This window comes from Salmonella sp. 32100201201700099SM (assembly GCF_017572645.1).
Lineage (GTDB): Bacteria > Pseudomonadota > Gammaproteobacteria > Enterobacterales > Enterobacteriaceae > Salmonella > Salmonella enterica.
In genome coordinates this window covers 132,373-148,441 of sequence record NZ_JAGERQ010000011.1, presented here as the reverse complement: position 1 = coordinate 148,441, position 16,069 = coordinate 132,373, and the positions used below count along the sequence as shown (strand labels likewise).

At 53.4% G+C, this 16,069-nt stretch carries 18 protein-coding genes and 1 pseudogene; 8 read left to right on the top strand and 11 right to left on the bottom strand.

Annotation, left to right across the window (positions count from 1 at the left end):
* Positions 1–10: 10 nt before the first annotated feature.
* The 5 genes from J4685_RS17800 to yihU are packed head-to-tail and all read right to left on the bottom strand — an operon-like array spanning position 11 to position 6,006.
* Positions 11–2,047 carry an alpha-glucosidase gene (locus J4685_RS17800; RefSeq protein WP_001087022.1) on the bottom strand — a complete coding sequence of 679 codons (2,037 nt, stop codon included), beginning with the start codon at positions 2,045–2,047 and terminating at the stop codon, positions 11–13.
* A gap of 43 nt (positions 2,048–2,090) precedes the next feature.
* Positions 2,091–2,948: an aldose-1-epimerase gene (locus J4685_RS17795; RefSeq protein ID WP_011233222.1), complete on the bottom strand. Its 858-nt coding sequence runs from the start codon at positions 2,946–2,948 to the stop codon at positions 2,091–2,093.
* Positions 2,949–2,951: 3 nt separating this feature from the next.
* A complete protein-coding gene (yihS, locus tag J4685_RS17790; protein WP_000870947.1) occupies positions 2,952–4,193 on the bottom strand; it encodes a sulfoquinovose isomerase in 1,242 nt (413 codons plus the stop codon).
* 15 nt (positions 4,194–4,208) lie between these two features.
* Positions 4,209–5,087, bottom strand: a complete 879-nt coding sequence (gene yihT, locus J4685_RS17785) for a sulfofructosephosphate aldolase (RefSeq protein WP_001067414.1) — start codon at positions 5,085–5,087, stop codon at positions 4,209–4,211.
* Between the two features lie 22 nt (positions 5,088–5,109).
* Positions 5,110–6,006 (bottom strand): sulfolactaldehyde 3-reductase, encoded by an 897-nt coding sequence (yihU, locus tag J4685_RS17780; protein ID WP_000268251.1) that lies wholly within the window; start codon positions 6,004–6,006, stop codon positions 5,110–5,112.
* Between the two features lie 154 nt (positions 6,007–6,160).
* Between yihU and J4685_RS17775 the strand changes: the two genes are divergently transcribed.
* The 6 genes and pseudogenes from J4685_RS17775 to fabY all read left to right on the top strand — a co-directional run bounded on the left by J4685_RS17775 (position 6,161) and on the right by fabY (position 10,966).
* Positions 6,161–7,057 carry a sugar kinase gene (locus J4685_RS17775; RefSeq protein WP_011233223.1) on the top strand — a complete coding sequence of 299 codons (897 nt, stop codon included), beginning with the start codon at positions 6,161–6,163 and terminating at the stop codon, positions 7,055–7,057.
* A 33-nt stretch (positions 7,058–7,090) separates the two neighbouring features.
* Positions 7,091–7,894 (top strand): DeoR/GlpR family DNA-binding transcription regulator, encoded by an 804-nt coding sequence (locus J4685_RS17770; RefSeq protein WP_000059693.1) that lies wholly within the window; start codon positions 7,091–7,093, stop codon positions 7,892–7,894.
* A 190-nt stretch (positions 7,895–8,084) separates the two neighbouring features.
* Entirely contained in the window at positions 8,085–8,684 is a 600-nt protein-coding gene (yihX, locus tag J4685_RS17765) for a glucose-1-phosphatase (protein ID WP_000965695.1), read from the top strand.
* Positions 8,678–9,546: pseudogene (locus tag J4685_RS17760) on the top strand (virulence factor BrkB family protein). The gene yihX and the pseudogene J4685_RS17760 overlap by 7 nt, the downstream one beginning before the upstream one ends.
* Entirely contained in the window at positions 9,543–9,980 is a 438-nt protein-coding gene (gene dtd / locus J4685_RS17755; RefSeq protein ID WP_000560954.1) for a D-aminoacyl-tRNA deacylase, read from the top strand. The pseudogene J4685_RS17760 and the gene dtd overlap by 4 nt, the downstream one beginning before the upstream one ends.
* A 44-nt stretch (positions 9,981–10,024) precedes the next feature.
* Positions 10,025–10,966, top strand: a complete 942-nt coding sequence (fabY, locus tag J4685_RS17750; RefSeq protein WP_016505023.1) for a fatty acid biosynthesis protein FabY — start codon at positions 10,025–10,027, stop codon at positions 10,964–10,966.
* Between the two features lie 14 nt (positions 10,967–10,980).
* Here the strand turns inward: fabY and J4685_RS17745 are convergent, their stop codons facing one another.
* The 3 genes from J4685_RS17745 to J4685_RS17735 form a co-directional block, all read right to left on the bottom strand.
* Positions 10,981–11,427: a type II toxin-antitoxin system HigA family antitoxin gene (locus J4685_RS17745; protein ID WP_011233224.1), complete on the bottom strand. Its 447-nt coding sequence runs from the start codon at positions 11,425–11,427 to the stop codon at positions 10,981–10,983.
* Entirely contained in the window at positions 11,378–11,734 is a 357-nt protein-coding gene (locus tag J4685_RS17740) for a type II toxin-antitoxin system HigB family toxin (RefSeq protein WP_000558167.1), read from the bottom strand. The genes J4685_RS17745 and J4685_RS17740 overlap by 50 nt, the downstream gene beginning before the upstream one ends.
* Positions 11,735–11,819: 85 nt before the next feature.
* Complete coding sequence (locus J4685_RS17735; protein ID WP_001162861.1) at positions 11,820–12,749, bottom strand: alpha/beta hydrolase; 930 nt, start codon at positions 12,747–12,749, stop codon at positions 11,820–11,822.
* 204 nt (positions 12,750–12,953) lie between these two features.
* On the opposite strand from J4685_RS17735, the gene J4685_RS17730 reads away from it, so the two are divergent.
* Positions 12,954–13,196, top strand: coding sequence for a CopG family transcriptional regulator (locus tag J4685_RS17730; protein ID WP_001523745.1), 243 nt, complete (start codon positions 12,954–12,956; stop codon positions 13,194–13,196).
* Entirely contained in the window at positions 13,196–13,570 is a 375-nt protein-coding gene (locus J4685_RS17725) for a type II toxin-antitoxin system VapC family toxin (protein WP_000238495.1), read from the top strand. The genes J4685_RS17730 and J4685_RS17725 overlap by 1 nt, the downstream gene beginning before the upstream one ends.
* A 37-nt stretch (positions 13,571–13,607) precedes the next feature.
* Here the strand turns inward: J4685_RS17725 and fdhE are convergent, their stop codons facing one another.
* Genes fdhE through fdxH form a run of 3 tightly spaced genes read right to left on the bottom strand, consistent with a single transcriptional unit; the run spans position 13,608 to position 16,068 of the window.
* Complete coding sequence (fdhE, locus tag J4685_RS17720; protein ID WP_000027726.1) at positions 13,608–14,537, bottom strand: formate dehydrogenase accessory protein FdhE; 930 nt, start codon at positions 14,535–14,537, stop codon at positions 13,608–13,610.
* Complete coding sequence (gene fdoI / locus J4685_RS17715; RefSeq protein ID WP_000829025.1) at positions 14,534–15,169, bottom strand: formate dehydrogenase cytochrome b556 subunit; 636 nt, start codon at positions 15,167–15,169, stop codon at positions 14,534–14,536. The genes fdhE and fdoI overlap by 4 nt, the downstream gene beginning before the upstream one ends.
* Positions 15,166–16,068 (bottom strand): formate dehydrogenase subunit beta, encoded by a 903-nt coding sequence (fdxH, locus tag J4685_RS17710; RefSeq protein WP_000331358.1) that lies wholly within the window; start codon positions 16,066–16,068, stop codon positions 15,166–15,168. Before fdxH ends, fdoI begins: the two co-directional genes overlap by 4 nt.
* Position 16,069 lies beyond the last annotated feature (1 nt).

Genomic DNA, 16,069 nt, shown 5'->3' with positions numbered 1-16,069 from the left:
GCGAGCCGTATTAGATATTCCGTAAAGAAGCAAAAAGTGAAGCCCACTCGCTCTTCGCGCGATAGAAGACCGGCGGTTTGCCAATGGGCGCATCCACGGTAATGTCACCGCCGTGGTGAACTTCGCCGGTCCAGATATTCACCCAGTGATCTTCCGGCAGGTACAGCGTCCAGTCGCAACGCCCCTGCTCGTGAACCGGCGCGACCAGCAGATCCTGACCGAGCAGATATTGATATTTCAGGGTGTAGGTTGCGGCATCGTTCTCGTAATGCAGGAATAGCGGACGCATGACCGGCAGACCGGTAGCCGCGTTTTGCGCCACCGCCTGCTTGAGATACGGTTTCAGCGTGGTAAAGACGGTGGTCATGCGGGCAAAGTGGGCAATAGTTTCCGCGTCGCCGTCGAACTGCCAGTTATCGCCGGGGCGGTTGCCTTCATGGGTGCGCATCATCGGCGTAAAGGCGCTGAAATCGCACCAGCGCAGCAGCAACTCTTTGCTGCGTTTCATGTCAAACAGGGTGGTGTAGCCGCCGATATCGCTGTGATGCAGACCATGGCCGGTCATTGCCAGCGACAATGCCGCAGGCACGACAGAGGCCAGACCATCATCAAGGCTCCAGTCAACGTTCTGGTCACCTGCCCACATCATGGTGGAATATTTCTGACTGCCGGTGTAACCCGCACGCATAAAGAACAGGATCTCGCCGAGCTTGCCGGTCTCCTGTAGCGCTTCGTAGTTACATTTCGCCCAGAGCGCAGGCCAGGCGTTATGCATGATCTCGGCGCTGACGCCGTTGTGCAGATACGTGTCGGTCGGCAGATATTCGCCGAAATCCGCCATCCAGCCGCTGCAGCCGAGCGCGATCATGTTCTTTTTGATGACGTCTTTGAACCAGTCGTAAGCTTCAGGATTGGTCAGATCGACCACGCCGCCATAGAATTCGCCAAACTCGACCAGATAGTCGCCGCCCGTGGCGTCTTTCGCCAGATAGCCGTGTTTCGCCGCCTCAGCGCAGAGGTCTTTATCACTGGCGACATATGGGTTGATATAAGAGAGGAACTGTACGCCTTCTTCTTTCCACTGTTTGATACGGCTATCCAGCTGTGGATAGTTGTCGCTATTCCACTTCCAGTTCCACATCACGCGCTTGCCAAAGGAGGTCATGCGGATACCGGACCAGTCCTGCGCCCAAATACCGTTCACTTTTACGCCTGCGTTACGCATGGTATCCAGTTTTTGCTGACAAACTTCCGTACCGCCCTGAATGCCTAGCGTGACGCCGTCATAAACCCAGTCCGGCAGCTCCGGCTGGCGACCTAACAGCGCAGTCAGTTTTTCCAGCAGGGCGATGTAGGTGTCGGCACACTCAAAACGCAGCGTAGTTTTATCTTCCCACAGCGCCAGTTCGTGATACTCCGGCGCGCTGAAGTCGAAATTCATATAGCAGCTATTATCGATGTGGCAGTAATACTTCTGCGTGCTGACAAAGGTTGGCTGGGGGAAGAAGGTCCAGTAATAGTCGCCGCCGGCGTTTTCTTTACAGTCTGCCTGCCAGGTGACATAGCTGGTTTTATTACGGCCAACGCCCTGTTCGCTGGTCCACAGCGGGAACGGCTTGCCGCGCAAATCGAAATAAGAGAACTGTTCGCCGCAGCCGTAGATATGGTCGTCTGGATTAGCCGCGAGGCGTAACCAGATACGGTTATGGTGCAGGCCGTCGTTTTGCAGATCCAGCTTCAGGCGTCCCGCCTCATCGGCGGAGATGCGAAGGGTGGCGCTAATTGTTGCGCCACGGCTGAATTGTACCAGCCAGCCGTCGGGTAGCTCGCTGACCGTGGCCTCTGTTAATGCAATCTTCTCATTGAGTTTGTCTTTGATGCTGAAGTTGCCGCGGAACATATCAATGTCGGCAACGCCCGCACCAATCCACAGACAGGGGTTTTCGGCGCTGTGGCGTAAAATCAGGCGCTGTTGCCAGCTAAGCGCAAAACCATCCTGTGATGTTGTCAGTTCAAAATCGGTTGACCGTTGTGGTAGAGAATTCATTGTAATCTCCGTGAATGTAGGGTAATTCGGTAATCCATTTGGGCTAGTCACAGCCGATGGAAAAATGCAGTTGATGGATCGCTTTTGGGGCAAGATGAATCAGCGCGATCCCGGAATTAAATGCATCGGGCGGGCAGCTCATAGGCTCTACCGCGAGACCTTTTCGGCTGAGTTTTTCGCCGGTATAGATCTGTAGCCAGGGTTGGTTGCTGCGTAAAAATGTAGACATGTTCTGCGTTGGGCTGGTAAGTCTGACCTCCCACTCAGCCGGGGTAGTCGCGGTCTTAACCGCATGATCAAGGCGCGTTTCGCCGAGCAGGCATGATGCGGAAAAATCTCTGTCTGCGGGCAACTCTTCGCTTGCAGGCAGTGTTAATACACAGCTATCGATGCTTTGCAGATTACAAGTCAAATAAGGATGTGCGCCCGCGCCATAAGGGGCTGATTCATCGCCAATGTTTTGCGTACGAATTGATACGTGCAGCCCATTGGCGGCATCTAACCGATAAATCACTTCCGATATCAACGCAAAGGGATAGCCGTAAGAGGGCGGCAGAAAAATCGTTAGCGACGCTTCCGCCGCCGACTGATAATTAATCTGCCAGTCTCGCCAGGCTAACAGACCGTGAATGGCGGTCTGCGAAACCGGGTCGTTAACGGCAAGCTGGAAAACCTTGCCGTTATAGGAGTAGCAGCCATTTGTCACGCGATTGGGCCAGGGAATCAATACTTTCCCCAGATGCGCCATGGGTATTTCTTCCGGTTTATGCGGGATGACCACATGGCGTCCATGATGGATCAGTTCCGCCAGACCTGCGCCAACCGTGACGATTTTCGCCTGGTAATGGCCCGCATTAAGCTGAATAGTTTTTCCACCGCTGTGCATGGCTGCCATCCTCATGACCTATTTCGCGTTGATATCCAGAAGACCCGCCGCGACCGCTGGAGCCAGGCCCGGCGCCAGTGGCAGACGAGGAATGACCAGACAGTGCAGCAGATGGTAAATATCTTGCTTGCCGTCCCACACTTTGGTGGTGACTTTGTTATCGGCGTCCAGCTCTTGCCACCAGGAACCATTTTCATAGTCCATCAGGTACTTAATGCAGTAGTCCCACCATTTCTGATACCACTCTTCATACTGGCTATCGCCCGTCAGGGTGTAGAGGGCGTAGGCCGTACCCATCGCTTCCACAATCGGCCAGCGCACGCGTTCACGTACGATAGGTTTACCGTCCCAGTCGACTGAGTAGACAAAACCGTCTGCGCCATCTGGCGCCCAAGCGTCGCGGATAGTGGCATGGAACAGACCTTTCGCGTCTTCCAGCAGCCAGGCGGGCGGCGTTTCGAAGCGGGCCTCCAGCGCAGCATGGAGATGGAGCATCAGACGGCCCCACTCAATCCAGTGACCTGGCGTACCGCCGTAGGCGCGAAAACGGTGGGCAGGATTATCTTTGTTGTAGTCGCGGATAGGGTTCCACTGTGAATCGAAGTGTTCATTGACGCGGTAATCACCGTTGCGCGCCACATCATGAATAATTACCGACGCGATACGCAGCGCGCGATCCAGCCATTTTTTGTCATGGGTAACGTCATAAACAATCAGGAACGCTTCGACGGCGTGCATATTGGCGTTACCGCCACGGTAATCTTCCGTCTGGCTAAAGGCTTCGTCCCAGGACTCAAGGCACATCTGCTCTTCTTCACTCCAGAAGTATTTCTCAATCACTTCTATGGTGTAATCCAGCAATTTTCTGGCTTCAGGATGCCCGGTCGTGACGGCGCTGGCCGCGCCCAGCAAGGCGAAGAAGTGTTGATAACCCTGTTTAGAGGCATCTACCACGCCCTGATCGTTAACGCAGGCATACCAGCCGCCGTATTTTTTATCGCGCAGCGCGCCGTTCATGGCTTTGATGCCATGATCGACCAGATCATAAGCGCCCGGTCGGCCCATCGACGCCGCCACGGAATAAACGTGCAACATACGCGCCGTGATCCAAAGATGGGTGCCCATCTCTTCTTTAATTTGCCCTTTATTTCCCAGCCAGCCGAAGCCTGTCGGCACCACGGCGTTTTTACCGAAATTAAAGATGCGGTCGGTTTCCTGCTCCAGCCAGCGGTTGTGGCTCAACGTGTTAAACCATTTCATTCTTTCATCCTCGTATTAACGACGTTTCACCATCATTTCATCGACGATCTCGCCCAGACGTTGCAATTTAGGCGCGGAAACATCACGTAGCATCAGCTCGGTATCCGGTAGACCAATCACTGATGACCAGACCGCGCGTCCCGCCAGGAACCCGGATGCGCCAGCTTCCATGGCGACCCTGACCGCGCGAGGGAACAGTTTTTCGTCCACACCGGAAGAGAGGATGACCCACGGCATATTGATATGCCCATTCAGGCGTTGTGAGGCGGTAAGAAGATCGGAACGCGCGCCTTTGCCGTAGAGCGGCATTTCAACTTTGTAAAGATCGGCGCCGCTGTCGCCCAGCTCTTTGGCCGCATCGATAATCGCCTGCTCGCGATCGAACTTGTCGCCGCAGCGCGGCGGACGTACAACCGGTTCGATAATGCTCAGCAAACCATTGGAGTGGCATAATTCATTGAATTCTTTGACCATATCCAGACGCTGCTGCGCGTCTTCATCGCTGCGCCACAGCACCAACAGTTTTAAGGCTTTCGCGCCATCCCGTTTTACCGCCTGCGCATTAATTTTTTTATCAATGACCACGTTATCAACGGGAATACCGTTGCCCGGGATGAAATCATCCGCCGCGACGATCATGGCGCAGCTTTTAGCGACCGCGTTTTGTTCTACGGCCTGGCGATAACAGAACTGCTGATCCAGCAGAACGGCAGAGGCATACGGGGAAAGAATTTTCGCCGCATTCACTTTGAAATCCGTCAGCACGCTATCGGCAACGGGTGTTTTCGCACCAGCAGCAGCAAACATTAAACGCATCGCCTCGCGCTGATCGACAGCCAGCATGGCAAACCCGCCGGACGCTCGCGTAATGTCTTTGATGGTGTAGTTGTTCATTCAATTTTCCTTTATACAGTCGTTACTTTTTTACGTTGGCGGTCAGCCCGGCGCTGATGCGCACCTGTTCCAGGATGGCGCTCCAGTCTTCCCGACCGCGGCCTGCGGCCCGCGCTAGGTTATAAACTTCACGGGAGGCGGCGCCGAGCGGCATCGGTACGTGCAGTTGATTGGCGACATCCAACGCGATGCCAAGATCTTTGTGCGCCAGATCGATCATGAAGGCGGGAGACAGATCCCCTTTCATCACTTTATTCGGCCAGGTGGTGGTGAAATGCCCTTTGCCTGCGGCAGTGCCGCTCATCACTTTTAAAGCCACGTCGAAGGAAAGCCCCAGCGCTTCACACAGCACGGCGGCTTCGGCGGAGAGCGCATTTAGCGCAATACTCATGTAGTTGTTGATCAGTTTTACGCGAATACCCATTCCCGGGCCGCCGGTGTTGACCAGCTCATTACCCATCGCCATCAGAACAGGGGTAGCGCGCTCTACTTGCTCCGTCGTACCGCCTGCCAGCAGCAACAATGTGCCGGTAATCGCGTTGTCGGATGTCCGGCCTACCGGCACATCCATCATGCTGAACCCTTTGCTCTGCATGTCGGCAATCAGCTTATCGGTTTGCAACGGATGAATAGTGGACATATCAATGACCAGCGCTTCACGGGAAAGGGTTTCACAAACGCCTTGCTCGCCAAACAAAACGGAACGAACCAGATCGCCGTTCGGGAGCATGGTGATAACAAATTCAGCGCCGATGGTTGCCTGAGCCGGGCTGCTTGCAGGTTGCGCGCCTTTGTCTACCAGACGCTGTACGGCGTCGGGATTAACATCGAAGACGCTGAGTTGATGGCCCTGCTTTAGCAGATTGCTCGCCATAGGGGAGCCCATCTGTCCCAACCCGATAAATGCTATAACTGCCATATCGTTCTCCTGAACACGGCGGTGTCATTTTTTGTCATTAATGAGCCTTTTTCTGATCGTATTTGTAATTTATAGTCAAAAAATTGACAGCCGTCACTTTTTAAACATTTCGTGAAATTAAAATGAGCACATCGAAAATGCTTGAGGAATGACCATGGTTCGTATTGCTTGTGTAGGTATTACCGTGATGGATCGCATCTATTACGTGGAAGGATTACCGACAGAAGGGGGTAAATATGTGGCGAAGCGCTATACGGAAGTGGGCGGCGGGCCTGCGGCGACCGCTGCCGTGGCTGCGGCGAAATTGGGCGCGCAGGTGGACTTTATTGGCCGTGTGGGCGATGACGACACCGGAAACAGCCTGCTGGCGGAACTGGAATCCCTGGGGGTAAATACCCGCTATACCCGCCGCTACACGCAGGCCATGTCGTCGCAGTCAGCGATTATGGTGGATGCCAAAGGAGAGCGGATTATCGTTAATTATCCCAGCCCGGATTTATTACCTGACGCCGACTGGCTTAACGACATCGATTTTTCGCAGTGGGATGTGGTGTTGGCGGATGTGCGCTGGCATGACGGCGCAAAACAGGCGTTTACGCTGGCGCGTCAGGCTGGCGTCATGACTGTTCTTGATGGCGATATTACGCCGCAGGATATTAGCGAGCTGGTGGCGTTAAGCGACCACGCCGCCTTCTCCGAGCCGGGGCTGGCACGCCTGACGGGGATGAGCGAAGCCATTGATGCGCTAAAAAAAGCACAAATGCTCACAAATGGACATGTCTATGTCACGCGAGGCAGCGAAGGCTGCAACTGGTTGGAAAAAGCGGTGGTACGCCACCAACCGGGTTTTACCGTGGAGGTGGTGGATACTACCGGCGCGGGCGATGTTTTTCATGGCGCACTGGCATTTGGCCTGGCAAGCGGATACGCCATCGAAGAGGCTGTCAGATTCGCCAGCGGCGTTGCCGCGCTGAAGTGTACGCGCCCGGGTGGCCGGGCGGGTATCCCTGATTGTGAGCAAACCCGATCTTTCTTGTCACTTTTTGTATAATATGAGCAGTAGGAAGCTTTTAGAGGAATGCTCATGAGTCTTACCGAACTGACCGGTAATCCGCGACACGATCGGCTGTTAATGCTTATTGATGAGCGCGGCTATATGAATATCGATGAGTTAGCCAGTTTGTTGGAGGTCTCTACCCAGACGGTTCGCCGCGATATTCGTAAATTAAGCGAGCAGGGGCTGATTACGCGTCATCACGGCGGCGCTGGCAGAGCGTCCAGTGTGGTCAATACCGCCTTTGAGCAGCGAGAGGTCTCCTGGACGCAAGAGAAAAAAGCCATTGCGGAAGCCGTGGCTGACTATATTCCGGATGGCTCCACGATATTTATCACGATTGGAACGACGGTTGAGCAGGTGGCGCGCGCGCTGCTCAACCATAATCATCTGCGCATTATCACCAATAGCCTGCGCGTCGCGCACATTCTTTATAATAACCCTCGCTTTGAAGTGATGGTGCCTGGCGGCACGCTGCGCCCGCATAATAGCGGCATTATCGGGCCATCCGCGGCGGCGTTTGTCGCGGGGTTCCGGGCGGACTATCTCGTCACCAGCGTAGGCGCGATAGAGAGCGATGGCGCGTTACTGGAGTTTGATGTCAACGAAGCCAGCGTAGTGAAAACCATGATGGCCCACTCGCGACATATTCTGCTGGCCGCCGATCATACGAAATACCATGCTTCTGCGGCGGTTGAGATCGGCAATGTGTCACAGATTACCGCTCTGTTTACGGACGAGTATCCCGGTCCGGCATTACAGAATTTACTTCAATCCCAGCAAATCGAAGTGGTTCAGGTGAGTCCTTCGCTGGACGACGCCGTTTCAGCGTGACAAGCGCCCTTGCGCCGGATGGTCGCGTCAGCGCTTTATCCGGCCAATAAAACGGCGCTGTGATGCAGGCGATATTGAACATCGTCTGCGTTTCTATTGTCTTTTTGTTAATTGATTTATAAAGGGATACATAGTCAAACTTCTCCTTTCCCGCTACAGTTATTCATCCCCGGTTAGCAAGGAGAATGACATGCTCTACATCTTTGATTTAGGTAATGTGATTGTCGACATCGACTTTAACCGCGTATTAGGTGTGTGGAGCGATCTGAGTCGAGTACCGCTGGCTTCGCTGAAGCAAAAATTTACGATGGGCGAGACTTTTCACCAACATGAACGCGGTGAGATAACGGACGAAGCGTTTGCTGAAGCTTTCTGTCATGAAATGGCGTTATCGCTCAGTTATGAACAATTTGCGCACGGCTGGCAGGCGGTATTTGTCGGATTACGGCCCGAAGTGATTGCTATCATGCATAAACTGCGCGAGCAGGGGCATCGCGTGGTGGTGCTATCCAATACTAACCGACTGCATACCCACTTCTGGCCGGAGGAATACCCGGAGGTGCGCGCTGCCGCCGACCATATCTATTTATCGCAGGATTTGGGAATGCGTAAACCGGAAGCGCGTATTTATCAGCACGTCCTGCAGAAAGAAGGTTTTTCCGCTGCCGATGCGGTCTTTTTCGACGACAATGCCGATAATATAGAAGGGGCCAACCAGTTGGGGATCACCAGCATTCTGGTGAAGGATAAAGCCACCATCCCTGACTACTTCGCGAAGCTGTTATGCTAAAAACCGTTCACCAAAAAGCTGGACGCCATACGCGCCCTGTTCGGGCCTGGCTCAAGCTATTATGGCAGCGTATCGATGAGGATAATATGACGACTCTGGCGGGAAATCTCGCCTATGTCTCATTACTCTCCTTAGTACCGCTTATTGCCGTCGTTTTTGCCCTTTTCGCTGCTTTTCCGATGTTTTCTGATGTCAGCATTTACGCCATTTTATTTTTGCTAACTTTATGCCAGCCACCGGAGACGTGATTCAGCGCTATATTGAGCAGTTTGTCGCTAACTCCAACAAAATGACGGCGGTGGGCGCCTGTGGACTGATTGTGACGGCATTGCTGTTGATGTACGCCATTGATAGCGCCTTAAACACTATCTGGCGCAGCAAACGCACACGGCCAAAAGTGTACTCTTTTGCGGTGTACTGGATGATCCTCACGCTCGGCCCGCTTCTCGCTGGCGCCAGCCTGGCGATCAGCTCCTACCTGCTTTCTTTACGCTGGGCCAGCGATCTGAATACGGTCATCGACAATGTATTGCGCATCCTTCCGCTGCTGCTCTCGTGGATCTCATTCTGGTTACTTTACAGTATTGTCCCAACAACTCGCGTACCGAACCGTGACGCCCTTGTCGGCGCGTTTGTCGCAGCGTTGCTGTTCGAGGCTGGAAAGAAAGGTTTCGCGCTTTATATCACCATGTTCCCGTCATATCAGCTCATTTATGGCGTACTGGCAGTGATCCCTATCCTGTTTGTCTGGGTATACTGGACCTGGTGTATAGTCTTGCTTGGCGCAGAAATAACTGTCACTCTCGGGGAATACCGAAAACTCAAACAAGCCGCAGAACAAGAAGAAGCTGACCAACCATGATTGCATTAATTCAACGCGCAACCCGTGCCAGCGTCACCGTGGAGGACGAGGTGACGGGTGAAATCGGCCCAGGACTTTTGGTGTTATTGGGTGTCGAAAAAGAAGATGACGAACAAAAAGCGAATCGTCTGTGCGAGCGCGTGCTGGGATACCGTATCTTCAGCGATGCTGACGGCAAGATGAATCTGAATGTGCAACAGGCTGGCGGCAGCGTGCTAGTGGTGTCGCAGTTTACGCTGGCGGCAGATACCGAGCGCGGTATGCGGCCAAGCTTTTCCGGCGGGGCTGCGCCGGATCGCGCGCAGGCGCTTTATGAATATTTTGTCGAACGCTGCCGCCAGCAGGCGATAAACACGCAAACCGGACGCTTCGCTGCCGATATGCAGGTTGAGCTGGTTAATGACGGTCCCGTGACATTCTGGCTCCAGGTATGAGTCAGCTTCCGGCGTGGCCGCGGATAACAAGAGAGAGTACGGCTATGTATCACCTTCGAGTTCCGCAAACAGAGGAAGAATTAGAACGTTACTACCAGTTTCGCTGGGAGATGCTGCGTAAACCGCTACACCAGCCGAAAGAGTCGGAACGGGATGGCTGGGATGCGTTGGCGCACCATCAAATAGTGGTGGACGAAGAAGGAAATTTAGTTGCAGTGGGCCGCCTGTATATCAATGCAGATAACGAGGCGTCTATCCGTTTTATGGCTGTACATCCCTCGGTACAGGATAAAGGGCTGGGGACATTAATGGCGATGACTCTGGAGTCTGTCGCCCGCCAGGAAGGCGTTAAGCGCGTCACCTGCAGCGCGCGCGAAGATGCGGTTGAGTTCTTTGCCAAACTCGGGTTTGTCAATCAGGGGGAGATTACTACGCCCACAACCACGCCAATCCGCCATTTTCTGATGATTAAACCGGTAGCATCGCTGGATGATATCCTGCATCGCGGCGATTGGTGCGGGCAGCTTCAGCAGGCCTGGTATGAGCACATTCCATTGAGTGAAAAGATGGGGGTGCGCATTCAGCAGTACACCGGGCAAAAATTTATCACCACGATGCCGGAAACCGGTAATCAAAATCCGCATCACACGGTGTTTGCCGGCAGCCTGTTCTCCCTGGCGACGCTGACCGGATGGGGACTTATCTGGCTGATGCTCCGTGAACGCCATCTTGGCGGGACGATTATTCTTGCTGACGCCCATATTCGCTACAGTAAACCCATTAGCGGAAAGCCAAACGCCGTGGCTGATTTGGGGTCGCTAAGCGGTGATTTGGACAGGCTGGCGCGGGGTAAAAAAGCGCGTGTCCAGTTGCAGGTTGAACTGTTGGGCGGCGAGACCGCAGGGGCAATTTTCGAAGGCATTTATATCGTACTACCTGCGAAACCGTTCGGCCCGTATGAAGAAGGCGGGAATGAGGAGGAGTAGCTGGACATATCCAACTACTCGATGAAGGCATCTGCTGGTAGTTTGAAGCGTTGTGTAAGCGCTTTAATATGATTAACCGTTAGTGCTCTGCGGCCATTTAAGATGTTGCTGACGTTCGATTTAGAACCAAGTTCGTTGGCAAGATCTGCTGCTTTGAGACCGTATTGATCCATGAGCGTTCGCAATACTGAAACGCCAGGGGGCGTTTTCTCCAGGTGTTGGTTGAGTGCTTTGAATTCCGGCGCATGTTTTTCGTATTCACTGATTCGGGCACAGAGCAATTCAAATAGTGGGTTTTCAAGATCGTCGTGGTCGACCAGAAACTCCACTAGCGCTAGTGCCCTGCGATACTCATTGTCATTTCGGTCTTCCCCCATCAGTGGGATGGTTTTTACCGCATCGCTGAAGGTATCAACGATCTTTTTTGCGCTGGTTACATCCATCTGACGATGAGTTCTCATTCTTTATTACCCGATAATATGCGGTCAGTTTGTCATATTCGGCATGGGAAACGATATGTTTCACAAATATCTTATGTAACCTGAAATCTATGTAGGAAATGAGTCTCAGGCTGTTACCAGAAACATCAATCACCCACCATTTATCTCTGTACTTAAAATTATCCAGTGAAGGAATATACCGCTTCATCTCTTCAGGCTGAGTGAATGTTTTTTTCTCCAGAACATTCAGCAACTCAGTGAGAGCAAGCTCATGGTTTGGATACATGAGCATCGCTTCATTGAACGGTTTTCGGCTGATAACATGCACAATGTAGTTCCATTACAAAGTTTTCAACCTGAAAACAATTTAGCGCAACGTTATCCAGTTTTCAAGTTGAAAACAAAATTGAATTTTAGGTCATTTTGCCTGTTGATGGACTTACAACACGCCAGGCCACATCTCGCATGGCGCTTCGTGCCGCCTGGCTCACGCCTCCGAGCTGGAAAAACCCGTGGATCACGCCGAGATAGCGCAGGCAAGTGCATTCCACACCCTGTTCCTGGAACCGTTGATACAGGGCCTCGCCCTCATCGCGCAGTGGGTCGAATTCGGCAGTAATGATGTGCGTGGATGGCAGACCGGCGAAGTCCTCACGCCAGAGCGGACTGGCTTCAGGATGCAGTGGATCGGTTCGCGGCATATACATCTCGTAGCCTGAAAGCAGCGTGTCACGCGTGATAATGTAATCCAGCCCATTACAGGTGTAGCTCGCAAACCTGGCGGTTGCGTCCAGCATGGGGTAGATCAGAATCAGCTGTGCAGGTTGCCATTGACGGGCGGCTTTCAGGCGTAGCGCGGTGACCAGCGCCAGATGCCCACCCGCGCTGTCACCGGCAAGCGTAATGTTCTCGCGATCTATCCCCAGTTTCTGGGCATATTTCCAGATAGTATTAGCTCCGGTTTCGGCATCGTTATGTGCGGCCGGGAAGGTGTGCTCTGGTGCAAGTCGGTACTGCGCCGCAATCACGCGACAACGGCTGTAAAAAGCTAACTGTCTTAACTGGTTATCGTGAGTGGCAAAACCGCCGCTGACAAAGCAGCCACCATGATAATAAATGATGCAGGGTAATTTCCCTGTGGCATTGAGCGGCGAAACCACGCGAAACGTCATGGCATTGAGTTCAATATCTTCAACCTGGACGCGGGTTTCAGTTTCTCCTGCCAGTGTCGTGCTGGCGATGTAGCCCGCCCTCCGGTCATCAATATTCTGTTCGCGAGAAGAGGGGCGTCCCGCCGCGATAAATTCCTCCACTAACTGCGCAATCCCGCTTTCCAGTGCCATTTTTCATTGCCTTTATCTGTATGGATATACAGTTTTATAACTCGATTTGGTTCGAATGAAAATGGGAAAATTGGGCTGCGTACGATTCTGGAAAGCGGCTCGCAAAAATAAAAATCGTTCGCGTAATAACTATTTTCTCGTCAGTCTCAGGTGTATGTTGTTTGAAAAATAAGCGCGAATGATATACTGGAGGTATATGTGAGTATGATGGCTGGGATGGATATGGGCAGAATTTTACTCGATTTATCAGACGATGTGATTAAACGGCTTGACGATCTCAAGGTGCAACGCAACCTACCTCGTGCAGAACTCTTGCGGGAGGCCGTTGAGCAGTATCTGGAAAGACAGGATCGGGCTGAGACCACAATTTCGAAAGCATTGGGGCTCTGGCAAGGCTGTGAGGAAGATGGCGTTGAATACCAACGTAAACTTCGTGAGGAATGGTAATGGTCAAAGGGTCTGCGCTTTTTGATACCAATATCCTCATCGACCTGTTTAGCGGTCGAATTGAAGCGAAACATGCGCTGGAAGCGTATCCGCCACAAAATGCGATTAGCCTTATCACATGGATGGAAGTGATGGTGGGTGCTAAGAAATATCATCAGGAAAACCGCACGCGCATTGCATTAAGTGCGTTCAATATTATTGGCGTAACACAGGAAATCGCGGAACGAAGCGTCATTGTCAGGCAGGAGTATGGCATGAAACTCCCGGATGCGATCATTCTGGCCACTACACAAGTCCATCGTTGTGAGCTTGTGACGCGCAATACAAAAGACTTTGCCGATATTCCGGGAGTGATCACGCCGTATCACTTGTAGACCGGACGGCAAACTTCGCCCGGTCTGAGTAAAAAACTTATTCCCCTTCCCCCGGGAACAGGAACGGGTTGATAGAGCTTCGGGCGAAGCCCTCCTGTTCCATGCGCGCGTCCAGCACCAGCGAGGCGAGGTCGTCGGCCACTGCTTCCACTTTCGGGTCTTTTTCCTGATAGAGAATCTTCAGGTAAGTCCCGCAATCGCCGCAGCTTTCGGCTTTCACCGCAGCCTGCTCATTTTCCAGCGACCAGTAGTGTAAGTCGCGGCTCTGTTCGCAGTTACTGCATTTTACGCGCACGACGTGCCATTCGGTTTCGCACAGGTTACAGTGCAGATAACGCAGCCCCTGCGTGGTGTCGATTTGCACCATGCTGGAGACCGGCATCGAACCGCACACCGGGCAATACTGGCGCGCTTCACCGTATTCCGCGCGGGCTTTGCCTGGAATCAAGCTGGCCATTTGCGCCCAGTAAAGGGAGAGCGCGGCCCAGATAAACGGGGCTTTATCGCTGCTGACGGAGGCAAAATCCGAGGCAAACAGCGCGCTGGCCATCTGCTCTAGCTCCTGCTCTGAGGCTTTCTCCAGGTTCTCAATCACCGCCAGCGCGGGGCCGTTCATCTCGGGTTTTAGCTCGGCAATTAACGAATGCAGCAGTTTTTGCCAGTGCTTATCACGCGGCAGCACGTGGATATCCAGCGGCGGCTTGCCCTGGTCGTTCGCTTCTTTAATGCGTGCGGTCAGATCCATCTCCAGCGGATGGTCGTACAGCACTACTTCCTGCGCGTGCGCGATAAGCGCGGCAAAGCGCAGGTAATCGCCCAGCGGGTTATTTTCAGCCAGCTCGCGCAGACGTTCGGCGCGGCGGTTGTAGACGTTTTTGAGTCGGGGGAACAATAACGGCGGAATCATATCCGCCGTACGTTTCTCGCTCGACCCCAGCTCATCTTGCGGGATTATGCGAATACTCATTCAGTTTCTTTTTCCGTTGTCTTGCGGACTTCTCGGTACCAGCGTGGGTGATGTTTCTTCGCCCACGACCGGGTTACCCAGCCTTCCACCATCGCGGTAATGGTGCCTTTCACCCAAAGGGCGGCGTAGATATGCACCATGATAACCACAATTAACGCTACTGCGGCAAAAGAATGCAACATTAACGCGAATCGGATCACCGGGATTGAGAAAGCAGGCGCAAAGTACGGACGCCAGATAATTACCCCGCTCACCAGCAGCAGCACCAGGAAGATAATCGCCGCCCAGAATACGCATTTCTGACCGAAGTTATAACGCCCGGTGTCACCCACTTCCTCGTTGACGACGATCTTACGAATATTCTTCGCCCAAAAGATATCATCCCGATTGATTAGATTGTGGTGCCAATAACGGAAAAACATGATGATGAACGAGGCAAACATAACCACGCCCACAAACGGGTGCAGAATTCGCGCCAGTTGTGGGGTGCCCAGAATATGCATCAACCAGTTGAAGGATGGGAATAAAAAGCCCAGCCCACTCACCGCCGCCAGCACGAAGCAGAAGGCGACGATCCAGTGGTTGATGCGTTCCGGCGCCGTATAGCGCACGATGGTGTCACGTCGTTTCATTTGCGCACCTCGTCTTTCTCTTCATGCAGGTTGTCATCTTCCTCTTCCGCGCGGTTCGGGCCGACGCCGACATAGTGGAAGACGCTGGCGGCAAAGGTCGCGGCAAAACCGAACGCGGCGAGCGGTTTCCAGACGCCTTTCCAGAACTTGACGGTTTCGCTGATTTCCGGGTTCTCCGGCAGACCGTGATACAGATTCGGCTTGTCGGCATGATGCAGCACGTACATGACATGCGTACCGCCTACGCCGGCCGGATCGTACAGTCCCGCGTTGTCATAACCACGGGTTTTGAGTTCCGCCACCCGCTCGCCCGCCAGCGTTTTCATATCCTCTTTCGAGCCAAAATGAATGGCGCCGGTTGGACAGGTCTTCACGCAGGCCGGTTCTTGCCCCACGGTCACTCGGTCGACGCACAGCGTACATTTATAGACGCGGTTGTCTTCCGGGTTAAAGCGCGGCACGTTGAACGGGCAGCCAGCGATACAGTAGCCGCAGCCGATACACTGCTCGGACTGGAAGTCGACAATACCGTTAGCATACTGAATGATCGCCCCTTCCGCCGGACAGGCCTTCAGGCAGCCGGGATCGGCGCAGTGCATACAGCCATCCTTACGGATCAGCCACTCCAGTTTGTCGTTCTGTTCCACTTCCGAGAAGCGCATCACCGTCCAGGATTTCGCAGTTAAGTCCGCCGGGTTGTCATACACCCCGACGTTATTGCCCACTTCATCACGGATGTCGTTCCACTCGGAGCACGCCACCTGACACGCTTTACAGCCGATACAGGTGGTGACGTCGATGAGTTTCGCCACCTCTTCCTGGTGGTCCCGCGCCTGGGGCGCGGGGGTGAAACCGTTAGTGGCGGAACGACGAATGATGTCTTGCGATTGATAAGCCATA

Bases quoted from the DNA above. Each gene is read 5' to 3' on its own strand.
- J4685_RS17800 (WP_001087022.1), bottom strand. From the start codon at position 2,047: ATGAATTCTCTACCACAACGGTCAACCGATTTTGAACTGACAACATCA.
- J4685_RS17795 (WP_011233222.1), bottom strand. From the start codon at position 2,948: ATGAGGATGGCAGCCATGCACAGCGGTGGAAAAACTATTCAGCTTAAT.
- yihS (WP_000870947.1), bottom strand. From the start codon at position 4,193: ATGAAATGGTTTAACACGTTGAGCCACAACCGCTGGCTGGAGCAGGAA.
- yihT (WP_001067414.1), bottom strand. From the start codon at position 5,087: ATGAACAACTACACCATCAAAGACATTACGCGAGCGTCCGGCGGGTTT.
- yihU (WP_000268251.1), bottom strand. From the start codon at position 6,006: ATGGCAGTTATAGCATTTATCGGGTTGGGACAGATGGGCTCCCCTATG.
- J4685_RS17775 (WP_011233223.1), top strand. From the start codon at position 6,161: ATGGTTCGTATTGCTTGTGTAGGTATTACCGTGATGGATCGCATCTAT.
- J4685_RS17770 (WP_000059693.1), top strand. From the start codon at position 7,091: ATGAGTCTTACCGAACTGACCGGTAATCCGCGACACGATCGGCTGTTA.
- yihX (WP_000965695.1), top strand. From the start codon at position 8,085: ATGCTCTACATCTTTGATTTAGGTAATGTGATTGTCGACATCGACTTT.
- dtd (WP_000560954.1), top strand. From the start codon at position 9,543: ATGATTGCATTAATTCAACGCGCAACCCGTGCCAGCGTCACCGTGGAG.
- fabY (WP_016505023.1), top strand. From the start codon at position 10,025: ATGTATCACCTTCGAGTTCCGCAAACAGAGGAAGAATTAGAACGTTAC.
- J4685_RS17745 (WP_011233224.1), bottom strand. From the start codon at position 11,427: ATGAGAACTCATCGTCAGATGGATGTAACCAGCGCAAAAAAGATCGTT.
- J4685_RS17735 (WP_001162861.1), bottom strand. From the start codon at position 12,749: ATGGCACTGGAAAGCGGGATTGCGCAGTTAGTGGAGGAATTTATCGCG.
- J4685_RS17730 (WP_001523745.1), top strand. From the start codon at position 12,954: ATGATGGCTGGGATGGATATGGGCAGAATTTTACTCGATTTATCAGAC.
- J4685_RS17725 (WP_000238495.1), top strand. From the start codon at position 13,196: ATGGTCAAAGGGTCTGCGCTTTTTGATACCAATATCCTCATCGACCTG.
- fdhE (WP_000027726.1), bottom strand. From the start codon at position 14,537: ATGAGTATTCGCATAATCCCGCAAGATGAGCTGGGGTCGAGCGAGAAA.
- fdoI (WP_000829025.1), bottom strand. From the start codon at position 15,169: ATGAAACGACGTGACACCATCGTGCGCTATACGGCGCCGGAACGCATC.
- fdxH (WP_000331358.1), bottom strand. From the start codon at position 16,068: ATGGCTTATCAATCGCAAGACATCATTCGTCGTTCCGCCACTAACGGT.